Here is a 12,148-nt window from a genome sequence, read left to right as displayed (position 1 = left end):
ATTCTGCTTTTGCAGGTGAACATGCATTTATGCGTATCGGAACGGATCATGGACAAGCTCGACTGCGACCTGCTCACCCTCGTGCTCACCGAACCGCGCGCCGGCGTCCGCGAGTACGCCCGCCGGCTCGGCGTCGCCCGCGGCACCGCCCAGTCCCGCCTGGACAAGCTCATCGCCGCCGGCGTCCTGCCGTCGTTCGCGCCGGCCCCGGATCCGGCGCAGCTCGGCCACCCGCTGGCGGCGGACGTCCACATCCGGCTGCACCAGGCGGACCTCGACGCCGTCGTCGCCCGCCTCGCCGCCGTGCCGCAAATCCTGCGCGCCGATTCCGTCGCGGGCGCCGACGACCTGTCGTGCCGCGTCGTCGCCCGCGACCACGCCCACCTGGAGGAGCTGTGCGGCGCGCTGCTGGCCATCCCGGGCGTCGAGCGGCTGCGCACCGACGTCGTCCTGCGCCACCGCATCCCGGATCGGGTGCTGCCGCTGGTCGCGGACCTGCGCCGATCGCTCTGACGCGCGGGAGCGCGTGACGACGGCTCCCGCGCGGCGCGGGCGCCGGCGGTGACCCGGCTCAGCGGCGCCCCGGCTCAGTGGTGGCGCGGGGCGGCATGGACGCGCGCGAAGTTGCGCAGCATCCGGCCCGACACCGCGACCGGGCGGCGGCGGGCCTCGTCGACGGCGCGCAGCTCCGCGCCCGGGGCGTAATACCCCTGGTCCGCGTAAACCCGCAGACGCTGCAGGAAGGTGTCCGCGTCGAGCTCCGGGTGGAACTGGGTGGCGTAGGCATTGCGGCCCATGCGGAACATCTGCACCGGGCACGCCTCGCCGGTGGCCAGCAGCGTCGCCTCCTCCGGCAGCCGCTCGATGGCCTCCTTGTGCCCGACGATGGTGGGGAAGCTTCGGGGCAGCCCCTCCAGCACCGGATCCTCCGCGGCGGCGTCGGTGAGCGTCACGTCGACGACCGCCGCCTGCTCGCCGTGGCGGCGCGACACGTGGCCGCGGCCGGCGGTGCCCAGCAGGCCGACGCCGTAGCAGGCGCCGAAGAACGGCATGTCGCGGTCGAGGACCTCCGCAAGGTGGTCGGCGAACCACGCCTCGACCTCCTTCTGCAGCGCCGACTTGTCCTCGTCGGAGGCGTTGAACGGGCCGCCGCCGACCATCACGCCGGAGTAGCGCGACAGGTCGACGCGGGCGGGCCGCTCCCGTTCCAGGCGCAGCTGGTGCAGCTTCGCCGCGGGCAGCCCCGCCACGCGGGCGAAGGACAGGTGCTCCGCGTGCGCGGCGGCGTCCTCGCCGCGGGTGGACAGCAGCAGGAACGGCTTCACGGCGCCCGGGGCGGAATCCGCGGGGGCGGTGGATCGGGCCGGCAGGGTCATGGGTGAACTAGTCCTCCCGTCGTCCGGGTCGGGTCAGGCAATGGCGGACGAACGAGCGCATCACGGCCTCCGCGCCCGCCAGGTCGGCGGCGCGGACGATGCCGGCGATCTCCTCGATCTCGTGGCGGCTGAAGTAGCCGGCGTCCTGGTAGAAGCCCATCCGCAGCAGCAGGCCGTCGGCGTCCATCTCCGGGTGGTACTGCGTCACCCAGGTGCTGCGGTTGGCGCGGTAGGCCTGCACCGGGCACGTCGGGCCCGTCGCCATGAGCACCGCGCCGCGCGGCAGCTCCGCGACGCACTCCTTGTGGCCGGTCAGCGCCTCGAACGTCCGCGGCAGGGCGCCGAAGACCGGGTCGGCCGCCGCGGCTTCGGTGAGCTCCACGCGGGAGACGCCGGCGCGCTCCGGGTACGACCGGTCGACGCGGCCGCGGCCCGCGAACGCCGCGTAGCTGCTGCCGTAGCAGATCATCAGCGCGGGGGTCGGGGACTTGACGACGGCGTACATCAGGTCGTGGACGTGCTTCTGCAGCACCGGGTGCTCCAGGTCCGTCACGCTGAACGGGCTGCCGCCGACGAAGACGCCGTCGTAGTCCGCCAGGTTCGGCAGGCCGTCGGAGGGCGCGAGGATGCGCCGGTGCTCGAGTCGGTGCGCGGGCAGACCGGTGCTGCGCAGGAAATCCAGGTGCTCGGCCTCCGCGACGTCGTCGCCGTCGCGGATGCCCACCAGGAGGAAACGGCCTTCGTCCATGAGTGGACAGCTTAGTTCACCTTGGGTCGCGGACCCGCACCGGACCCGCGGAAACGGGGGCGCGCGGGGGAGGGATCCCCGCCGCGCGGGCCCCGTCGTCACGCGAACGGCGCACCCGGTGCGGGGGGACCCCGGGCGCGCGGACGGGCCCCGCGCACCGCCCCCGTGGTCGGGGGCGGACGCGGGGCCCGTTCTCGGCGGGTCAGCGGCCGCGGACCGTCTGCTCCAGCAGGTCCAGCACGTCGCCGACGCCCTCCGTCGGCCTGCCGGCGGCGATGCGGGTGATGACGCCGTCGAGGACCAGCTCCAGAAGCCTCTGGACGGTCTCCGGGGCGACGTCGTCCCGCAGCGTGCCGGCGGCGGCGCTCGCCCGCAGCCGGGCCAGGACCGCCTCGTCCAGGCGGGCCTGGTTCTCCAGCCAGTGGGCCCGGAAGTCCGCGTCGGAACGCAGCCTCCGGACGACCTCCAGCCGGGTGCCCAGCCAGGCGTGGCGCTCCGGATGCGCGAGCACGTCGCGCATGACCTCGACCAGGCCGGCCTCGGCCGTCACCGCCGCCATCTCCTCCGCGTCCTCCTCGGCCAGGGCGAGGAACAGCCCCTCCTTGGACCCGAAGTGGTGGAAGATGGCGCCACGGGATTTGCCCGTGGCCGCCTCCAGGCGGGCGACGGTCGCGCCGTCGTAGCCGTAGTCCGCGAAGCACCGCCGTGCGCCGTCGAGGATGTCCCGCCGGCGGTCGGCGAGATCCCGTTCACTTACCTTCGGCATATGCGGCTCCGTGTTCCGGCGGAAACATGACCGCCCCGGCCCCTCCGCGCCCCCGGGGAGGGGGAGCGGCGGACCGGGGCGACGGGTCAGGCCCTGCCTAGCCCTTGATCATGTTCCGCAGCACGAACTGCAGGATGCCGCCGTGGCGGTAGTAGTCGGCCTCACCGGGCGTGTCGATGCGGGTGACCGCGTCGAACTCGATGGTCTCGCCGTTCTCCTTGGTCGCGACGACCTTGACGGTCTTCGGCGTGCGGCCCTCGTTGAGCTCCTCGATGCCCTGGATGTCGAAGGTCTCGGTGCCCTCGATGCCCAGGGACTTCCAGGACTCGCCCTCCGGGAACTGCAGCGGGATGACGCCCATGCCGATGAGGTTCGAGCGGTGGATGCGCTCGAAGGACTCGGCGATGACGGCCTTCACGCCCAGCAGCAGGGTGCCCTTCGCAGCCCAGTCGCGGGAGGAGCCGGTGCCGTACTCCTTGCCGCCCAGGACGACCAGCGGGGTCTTCTCGGCGGCGTAGTTCTGCGCCGCGTCGTAGATGAAGGCCTGCGGGCCGCCCTCCTGGGTGAAGTCGCGGGTGTAGCCGCCCGTGACGCCGTCCAGCAGCTGGTTCTGCAGGCGGATGTTCGCGAAGGTGCCGCGGACCATGACCTCGTGGTTGCCTCGGCGGGCGCCCAGCGAGTTGTAGTCCTTGCGCTCGACGCCCATGGAGTCGAGGTACTGCGCGGCCGGGGTGCCCGGCTTGATGGAGGACGCGGGGGAGATGTGATCGGTGGTGACCGAGTCGCCCAGCAGCGCCAGGACGCGCGCGCCGGCGACGTCGTTGACCGGCTGCGGCTCCATGTCCATCTCGTCGAAGTACGGGGCCTTGCGGATGTAGGAGGAGGCGTCGTCCCACGCGAAGGTCTTGCCCTCCGGGGTGGGCAGGGACTGCCAGCGCTCGTCGCCGGCGAAGACGTCCTGGTAGTCCTCCTCGTACAGCTCGGCGGTGATGCACTCCTCGATGACCTGCTCGATCTCCTCCGTGGAGGGCCAGATGTCGCGCAGGAAGACGTCGTTGCCGTCCTGGTCCTGGCCCAGCGGCTGGGTCTCGAAGTCGAAGTCCATCGTGCCGGCGATGGCGTACGCGATTACGAGGATCGGGGACGCCAGGTAGTTCATCTTGATGTCCGGGTTGATGCGGCCCTCGAAGTTGCGGTTGCCGGACAGCACGGCGGTCGCGGCGAGGTCGCCCTCGTTGATGCCCGCGGAGATCTCCTCCGGCAGCGGGCCGGAGTTGCCGATGCAGGTGGTGCAGCCGTAGCCGACGAGGTAGAAGCCCATGGCCTCCAGGGCCGGCCAGAGGCCCGCCTTCTCGTAGTAGCCCGTGACGACCTGGGAGCCCGGCGCCATGGAGGTCTTGACCCACGGCTTGGACTTCAGGCCCTTGTCCGCGGCGTTGCGGGCCAGGAGGGCCGCGCCGAGCATGACGGACGGGTTCGAGGTGTTGGTGCAGGAGGTGATGGACGCGATGCCGACCATGCCGTGGTCGAGGACCATGTCCTCGCCCTTGTAGGTGACCTTGGTCGGGTTGGACGGACGGCCGTCGGCGCCGATCGCGGCGGAGGGCAGGCCCTCGACGTCGGTCGCGTTGGTGTCCGGCACGTTGCCCTTGGCGTCGGCCGCGGAGGCGGCGTTGCCGGCGGCGGCGCCGCCCTCGTTCGCCATGTCGCCGGCGTCCTGGGCCGGGTCGATGGTGACGTAGTTGTGCAGGTCCTTGCGGAACTGCTCCTTGGCGGAGGACAGCTCGATGCGGTCCTGCGGGCGCTTCGGGCCGGCGATGGACGGGACGACCGTGGAGAGGTCGAGCTCGAGGTACTCGGAATACTCGGCCTCCGGGGTGTTCTCGTCCAGCCACATGCCCTGGGCCTTGGCGTAGGCCTCGACCAGGTCCAGGGTCTCCTGGGAGCGGCCGGTCAGGCGGAGGTACTTCACGGTCTCGTCGTCGATCGGGAAGATCGCGGCGGTGGAGCCGAACTCCGGGGACATGTTGCCGATGGTGGCGCGGTTGGCCAGCGGCAGCTTGGAGACGCCGGCGCCGTAGAACTCCACGAACTTGCCGACGACGCCGTGCTGGCGGAGCATGTCGGTGATGGTCAGGACCACGTCGGTGGCCGTGACGCCGGCCGGGATGTCGCCGTGCAGCTTGAAGCCGACGACGCGCGGGATCAGCATGGAGATCGGCTGGCCCAGCATGGCCGCCTCGGCCTCGATGCCGCCGACGCCCCAGCCCAGGATGCCCAGGCCGTTCTCCATGGTGGTGTGGGAGTCGGTGCCGACGCAGGTGTCCGGGTACGCCAGGCCGTCCTTGTCGAAGACGGAGCGGGCCAGGTACTCGATGTTGACCTGGTGGACGATGCCCGTGCCCGGGGGCACGACGCGGAAGTTGGAGAAGGCGCCGGTGCCCCAGCGCAGGAAGCGGTAGCGCTCGTCGTTGCGCTGGTACTCGATCTCGACGTTGCGCTCGAACGCCTGGTCGTCGCCGAAGGCCTCGATGATGACGGAGTGGTCGATGACCATCTCGGCCGGGTTCAGCGGGTTGACCTGATCCGGGTCGCCGCCGAGGGTCTTGACGGCCTCGCGCATGGTGGCGAGGTCGACGACGCAGGCGACGCCGGTGAAGTCCTGCATGATGACGCGGGCCGGCGTGAACTGGATCTCGATGGACGGGTCGGCCGAGGCATCCCAGTTGGCGATCGCCTGGATGTGCTCCTCGGTGATGTTGGCGCCGTCCTCGTTGCGCAGGAGGTTCTCGCCGAGAACCTTCAGCGCGTAGGGCAGCTTCTCCATGCCCTCGACCGCGTCCAGGGCGTAGTAGTCGTAGGACTTCTCGCCGACCTGGAGGGTCTTCTTGGCATTGAAGGAGTTCTTGCTTTCGGTCACAGTCTGCTCCAATTCGTGGGTTCGGATGAGTCCGCTGACCGGGCCCCCGCACACGAAACGGGGCCGGCCATGTGGCGCGTGCATGCGGCGACGACGGTCGCCCACGCGTCCTGGCGCCAAGTTTAACAGTACGGCCGTTCTGTTGCCGATCACCCCCGGTACGGGGCGTGTCCCGGGCGCTCCGCCCCGACCGCCACCCCCGCCCTGGCGCGATGCGGAAAACCTCCGGATGACGGGCGGATGACGCGCCGGTGACGCGCCGGACCGGCGATCCTCCACGTCCGGGGGCCGCGCGCGGGGCACAATGCGCGCACGGGCCCCGTCGTCAGGCGGCGACCGCGCGCAGCCGCCGACGCCGGGCGTCCGCCGCGCACCGCCCGCACGCCACGCCCAGCCCGCCCGACCCGCCCGACAGGAGCCGCCGCGATGCCGAACCGACCGCCGGAGTTCAACGCCGATCTGATCCGCGAGCAGCTGGCGCAGGACCGCGTCGCGGCGACGGATCCGAAGCTCGACGTGGCGCTGCAGGGCGTCGTGGTGCAGGCGCACGACAAGGGCGTGGGGGAGCTGCGCATCGTGGTGCTCGACTGGCAGCCCGAGGGCGATCACGTCACCCGCGACCTCGCGCAGCAGATCCTCGCCCAGGACGGCGGCACCGTCGTCGTGCGGGCACCGGGGGAGCTGGTGGCGGTCTCCGAGGACTTCCCGCGGGCGGCGCTGGAGAACGCCCAGCTGGAGGGCATGGAGACGTGGGACTACACGATGGGCATGTCCGACTTCGTCGATGCGCTGGCGGAGTGGTCGATGCCGTACACGGGCCTCAACCTCATCGCGCTCGGCGTGCTGGCGATCCTCGCCGTCGGCCTGCCGCTGGTGTGGTGGACCCGCGCCCGGGCGCAGGCGCAGGCGGAGGTGCGGGCGGAGGCGCGGGCGGAGCGCCGCGACCCCGGCGACGGTGACACGGACTCGCCCGGGGATCGCGCCGGCCGCGCGGGGGTTCCGGACGAGGCCGCACCCGGGGATCGCCCGGGCCGGCGCCGCGTATAGCACGGCGCGCACGCCGCGATGCGGCGTGAAGGTCGCATGCTTAACGACGGCGACAAGCTCGTCCACTTGACTTCATCTCGAATCGCCACGTCATGAACCCGCACCGGCGGGCCGGGGCGCCCGTCGGCGCCCCTTTTTCGTGACTAACATCACAATTTTTCCGGCGTGTCGCGAAACCCCTGCGCAACGTTGATCACGGGACGGTCACGGCGCCGCCCGGTCAACCCTGCCGATGTGACTGGTGTTTCTTCAGAGTCATAAGTGTCGTACCGTGCCCTTTGTTCGAGGGATCGACTCATGAGCCGAATCCCGACACACCCATGGCTCCCGGACGCCGCCGACGACGGCCCGCCCGGCCGGGTCCCGGCGAAGGGGAAGTCGCCGAGGCCCCGGCGGTGTCCCGGGGGCCGCACGCCGACATAAGGAGCTCGACCCGTGGGCCAGACCCGACACCCCCGGACCGTCCGCCGGTGGCTGCGCGCCGCCGCCGGGCTCGCCGTCGCCGGAGCCATCGCCGCCCAGGCCGCGCCCGCCGTCGCCCAGCCCGCCGACGCCCCGCACGCCGTCACCGCCGACGAGTTCGCCCGCATGCAGGACGAGCTCGCCGGCTCCGACGCCGTCGTCCAGGACCTCGCCGCCCGCGTGGCGGAGAGCCGTGCCGCGGTCAACGAGCTCGAGCTGCAGCTGGGCGTCGTCCGCGAGGACGTCAACCGGGCCCTCGTCGACCTGCAGGTCGCCCGCGCCGAGTCCGATCGCGCCGCCGCCGCGGCCGACGAGTCGGGCCGCCGCCTGGAGGAGACCCGCACCCGGCTGCGCACGGCCCAGGACGAGTTCAACGAACTCGCCCGCGCCATCGCCCGCCAGGGCCGCTCCACCTCCTCGGTCCTCGGCGGCGCCGACGACGCCGCCGACGCGCTCGATCGCGCCGGCGTCCTGCGCCGCGAGGCCGACAAGCAGCAGCTCATCCTCGACGACCTGGTGAAGGCCCGCACCCGCGACGCCAACGCCGACGCCCGCAACCGCCAGGCGAAGGCCGAGGCCGACGCCGCCACCGCCGACGCGGAGGCCCGCCACGCCGACGCCGAGACCGCCATCCGCGAGGTCTCCGAGCGGCTGGTCGCCGCGCAGGAGGACTACCGGCGTGCGGCCGCGGCCGCCGACATCCTGGCCCGCCAGCTGGAGGCCGCCCGCGCCGCCGCCGCGGAGGCGCCGGAGGATCAGCGCAACGAGGCCGCGCGCGGCGCCGCCGCGCAGGTCGCCGGCGAGGCCGAGTCCATCGACGCCGGCGTCGCGACCACGCAGGAGTACGCGGGCGACGCCTCCGGCTCGTCCGGGTCCGGAGCCGCCGGCGACTCCGACGCCGACGTCATCGGCGGCGAGTCCGGCGACGCGTCCGGCTCCTCGGGGAACGACGGCGAGTCCGGCACCGGGACCGGGACGGACGGGGAGCGCGGCACCGACGCCTCCTCGACGACGGACAACCCGGGCATCGCGGGCCTCGGCATCGACGACATCCTGGAGAACGGCTTCGGCTCCTCCGGCGGCACCGCGGACGCCGACGGCACCGGCGAGGCGGGCGACGACGCCTCCGGCTCCCCGGCCCGCACCGCCACGCCGGGTTCCCCGGACGGCGGTTCGCCGACGGCCGGTTCCCGCGAGGCGAAGATCGAGACGGTCATCAACCGCGCGATGGGCCAGCTGGGCGTCCCCTACGCCTGGGGCGGCGGCGACGCCAACGGCCCGACGAAGGGCATCCGCGACGGCGGCGTCGCGGACCGCCACGGCGACTACAACAAGATCGGCTTCGACTGCTCCGGCCTGACGCTCTACGCCTACGCGGGCGTCGGCATCCAGCTGCCGCATTACACCGGGTACCAGTACCAGAAGGGCACGCACTACCCGAAGTCGCAGATGCAGCGCGGCGACCTGCTGTTCTGGGGCAAGAACGGCCACGGCCACGTCGCGCTCTACCTGGGCGACGGGCAGATGATCGAGGCGCCGCAGTCGGGCGACGTCGTCAAGATCTCGAAGGTCCGCTACGACAGCATGACCCCGAACGTGGTCCGCCTGCTCTAGCCTGGACGGCACCGCCCGCCCGCACGAAGAGGAGCCGCCCCGTGGACCAGCACCGACCGCACGCCGTCCCGGGGGACGGCGACGCCCGCCACCGCGCGCCGGAGGCGGGCTTCGCCGCGTCCGGGGCCCATGCCGTCCCGCACCCGCCGTCCGGCCAGGCGGCGGCCCCCGGCCCGGCCCCGACCGGCCGCCGGGCGCCCACCGCCGGCTCCGCGCCCGCGGGGCAGGCCCCGTCCGCCGGGGCGCGGCCGCCGGCGGGGGAGCCGTCGTCACGCACCTCCCGCACCGCGCGACCCGCCGCCGGATCCGCGGAGGCCGCGGGCGAGGACCTGCGCCGGGTGCTCGCGGAGCTCTCCACCGTCGTCGTCGGGCAGTCGCACCTGTGCCGCAGCCTCGTCGTCGCGATGCTCGCCGGCGGCCACGTGCTGCTGGAGGGCGTGCCCGGCGTCGCGAAGACGCTGGCCGTCTCCACCTTCGCGCGCATCATCGGCGGGTCCTTCAACCGCATCCAGTTCACGCCGGACCTGGTGCCGTCGGACATCGTCGGCACGCGCATCTTCCGGCAGGACACCGGCGAGTTCCTCGTGGAGCACGGCCCCGTCATGGCCAACGTCGTGCTGGCCGACGAGGTCAACCGCGCCCCCGCGAAGGTCCAGTCCGCGCTGCTGGAGGTCATGGCCGAGCGCCAGGTGTCCATCGCCGGGAGCACCACCGCCGTGCCCGACCCGTTCCTCGTGCTGGCGACGCAGAACCCCATCGAGAACCAGGGCGTCTACCCGCTGCCCGAGGCGCAGCGCGACCGCTTCCTGTTCAAGGTCGACGTCGGCTACCCGTCGCCGTCGGAGGAGCGCGAGATCGTCTACCGCATGGGCGGCGTCGCCCCGGAGGCCCGACGCGTCCTCGACCCGGAGCGCGTCCGCGAGCTGCAGGAGGCCGCCCGCGGCGTCTTCGTCCACCACTCGCTCATCGACTACGTCGTCGCCGTCGTGGAGCTGACCCGCAACCCGATGCGCGCGGGCCTCGACGACGTCGCCCGGTGGCTCGCCTACGGCGCCTCGCCGCGCGCCACGCTCGGCGCCGTCTCCGCCGCACGCGCGACCGCCCTGCTGGCCGGCCGCGACTACGTCATCCCCGACGACGTCGTCGCCGTGCTGCCCGACGTCCTGCGCCACCGCCTGGTGCTGGGCTACGAGGGCCTGGCCGACGACGTCGAGCCCGACGAGATCGTGCGCCGCATCCTCGCCTCGGTGCGGCTGCCGCAGGCGGGGGCGTAGATGGCGGGCGCGGGCCGGCGTGCCGACGGGACCGGGGAGACGGCGGGCCCGGGCCGGCGTTCCGTTCCGGCGGGGTCGCCTGGCCCGGCCGGACCCGTGCCCGGCGACCCCGACCGCGATCTGCACCGCGTCCTGCGCCACCTGGAGCTGACCGTCACGCGCCGGCTCGACGGCCTGCTGCGCGGCTCCTTCGCCTCCGCCGCCCGCGGGCCGGGCACCGACCCGGACGCCGCCCGCGAGTACGTGCCGGGCGACGACGTGCGCCGCATGGACTGGGCGGTCACCGCCCGCACCGGCGCCCCGCACGTCCGCGACCCGGAGGCGGAGCGGGAGCTGGAGTGCTGGATCCTCGCCGACGCCCCGCCGCGGCTGGCCGCCGGCACGGTCGACACGACGAAGCGGCACCTGCTCGTCGCCGTCTGCGCCGCCGTCGCCCTGCTCAACGACGGGCCGGGGACGCGCACCGCGCTGCTGGCCGACGGCTCCGTCGTCCCGCCCGGCTCCGGCCGCGTCGCCGCCCTGCGCCTGGCCGCGGCCGCCGCCCGCCACTCCGGCGGCTCCGGGCTCGCCGCGGACCTCGGCACCCTGCCGGCGCGGGCGCCGCGCTGCGGGCTCGCGGTCGTCGTCTCCGACTTCCTGGGCCCGGTGGACTGGGCGCGGGAGCTGCGCGCCGTCGGCGCCCGCTGCGACGTCCTTGCCGTGCGCCTGGTCGACCCCGCCGACGTGGCGCTGCCCGGCGAGGGCCCCGCGGTGCTCGCGGACCCCGGCACCGGCCGGCTGCTGGAGGTGACGGTCGACGACCGCACCCGCGCCCGCTACGCCGCGGAGGCCGCCCGCCACGCGGCGGAGGTGGACGACGCCCTGCGGGCCGCGCGGGCGCGCGTCGTCACGCTGCGCACCGACCGCGACTGGGTCGCGGACCTGGCGCGCCAGCTGTCCCCGGCGCGGACGGGGGCGGCGTAGATGCTCCCGGAGTTCGCGCACCCCTGGTGGCTGCTCGGCGTCGTCGCGGCCGCCGCGCTGGCGATGGCCTACGTCGTCGCGACGCGCCGCCGCGGCCGCCGGGCGCTCGCGTTCGGCAACCTGCCGGCGCTGGCGCGCGTGGCGCCCGCCGGCCGGCCGTGGCTGCGGCACATCGCCCCGGCGGCGACGCTGGTGGCGCTGGCGACGGCGTCGACGGCGCTGGCGGGTCCGGTGACGGAGACGCAGGTCGCCCGCAACCGCGCGACCGTGATGCTCGTCGTCGACGTGTCGCTGTCCATGGCCGCCACCGACGTCGCACCGGACCGGCTGACGGCGGCGAAGCAGGCGGGCGCGGAATTCATCGGGATGCTGCCCGACGACCTCAACCTCGGCCTGGTCACCTTCGCCGGCTCCACCCGCACGCCGGTGCCCCCGACGACGGACCACGACACCGTCGCGCGCGCCCTGGACGGCGCCGCGCTGGACCAGGCGACGGCCACCGGCGACGCGATCCTCGCTGCCCTCGACGCGGTGACCAGCTTCGGCGAGCGCGTCCGGTCGGAGCAGGGTCCGCCGCCGGCGACCATCGTGCTGCTGTCGGACGGCAAGCAGACCATCCCGGCGGAGCTGGACGACCCGCGCGGCGCGTACTCCGCGGCCGACGAGGCGGCGTCGCGCGGCGTGCCCGTCAACACCATCAGCTTCGGCACGCCGGGCGGCACCATCGTCGTCGAGGATCAGGTGCTGCCGGTGCCCACTGACGACGAGTCGCTGCGGGAGATCGCCCGGCGCTCCGGCGGCGGCTTCCACTCCGCCGGCTCCCTGGAGGAGCTGAGGGAGGCGTACGCGGGGCTGGCGGAGGACATCGGCACCGAGACGCGGCGCGCGGAGAACCCGCGGCCCTGGATGCTGGCGACGGCGGCGGCGCTGCTCATCGCCGCGGGCGGCGCGCTCGGCGAGTCCCGTCGCGTTCCCTGA

The 12,148-nt window shown here is 73.9% G+C and carries 10 protein-coding genes; 6 read left to right on the top strand and 4 right to left on the bottom strand.

Features of this window, described 5'->3' with window-relative positions; all coding sequences use genetic code 11:
- The first annotated feature begins 48 nt into the window (after positions 1 to 48).
- Entirely contained in the window at positions 49 to 513 is a 465-nt protein-coding gene (locus QQS41_RS00650; RefSeq protein ID WP_448850782.1) for an Lrp/AsnC family transcriptional regulator, read from the top strand.
- Between the two features lie 74 nt (positions 514 to 587).
- Here the strand turns inward: QQS41_RS00650 and QQS41_RS00645 are convergent, their stop codons facing one another.
- The 4 genes from QQS41_RS00645 to QQS41_RS00630 form a co-directional block, all read right to left on the bottom strand.
- Positions 588 to 1,376 carry a glutamine amidotransferase gene (locus QQS41_RS00645; RefSeq protein ID WP_448850781.1) on the bottom strand — a complete coding sequence of 263 codons (789 nt, stop codon included), beginning with the start codon at positions 1,374 to 1,376 and terminating at the stop codon, positions 588 to 590.
- A 7-nt stretch (positions 1,377 to 1,383) separates the two neighbouring features.
- Positions 1,384 to 2,124, bottom strand: coding sequence for a glutamine amidotransferase-related protein (locus QQS41_RS00640; RefSeq protein WP_448850780.1), 741 nt, complete (start codon positions 2,122 to 2,124; stop codon positions 1,384 to 1,386).
- 202 nt (positions 2,125 to 2,326) lie between these two features.
- Entirely contained in the window at positions 2,327 to 2,890 is a 564-nt protein-coding gene (locus QQS41_RS00635) for a helix-turn-helix domain-containing protein (protein ID WP_448850779.1), read from the bottom strand.
- Between the two features lie 97 nt (positions 2,891 to 2,987).
- Complete coding sequence (locus QQS41_RS00630) at positions 2,988 to 5,810, bottom strand: aconitate hydratase (RefSeq protein WP_448850778.1); 2,823 nt, start codon at positions 5,808 to 5,810, stop codon at positions 2,988 to 2,990.
- A 426-nt stretch (positions 5,811 to 6,236) separates the two neighbouring features.
- Here QQS41_RS00630 and QQS41_RS00625 point away from each other — a divergent pair, with 426 nt between their 5' ends.
- The 5 genes from QQS41_RS00625 to QQS41_RS00605 all read left to right on the top strand — a co-directional run bounded on the left by QQS41_RS00625 (position 6,237) and on the right by QQS41_RS00605 (position 12,148).
- On the top strand, positions 6,237 to 6,857 hold the full coding sequence (locus QQS41_RS00625; RefSeq protein WP_448850777.1) for an Rv1476 family membrane protein: 621 nt from the start codon (positions 6,237 to 6,239) through the stop codon (positions 6,855 to 6,857).
- Between the two features lie 435 nt (positions 6,858 to 7,292).
- A complete protein-coding gene (locus QQS41_RS00620) occupies positions 7,293 to 8,933 on the top strand; it encodes an NlpC/P60 family protein (protein ID WP_448850776.1) in 1,641 nt (546 codons plus the stop codon).
- Between the two features lie 329 nt (positions 8,934 to 9,262).
- Positions 9,263 to 10,207 (top strand): AAA family ATPase, encoded by a 945-nt coding sequence (locus QQS41_RS00615; protein ID WP_448851921.1) that lies wholly within the window; start codon positions 9,263 to 9,265, stop codon positions 10,205 to 10,207.
- A gap of 96 nt (positions 10,208 to 10,303) precedes the next feature.
- On the top strand, positions 10,304 to 11,170 hold the full coding sequence (locus tag QQS41_RS00610; RefSeq protein ID WP_448850775.1) for a DUF58 domain-containing protein: 867 nt from the start codon (positions 10,304 to 10,306) through the stop codon (positions 11,168 to 11,170).
- Positions 11,171 to 12,148, top strand: coding sequence for a VWA domain-containing protein (locus QQS41_RS00605; RefSeq protein WP_448850774.1), 978 nt, complete (start codon positions 11,171 to 11,173; stop codon positions 12,146 to 12,148). It abuts the gene before it with no gap.

It is taken from the genome of Corynebacterium sp. 335C (assembly GCF_053525695.1).
Note: the sequence above shows the minus strand (reverse complement) of the source record. Positions and strands in the feature narration are given on the sequence as shown.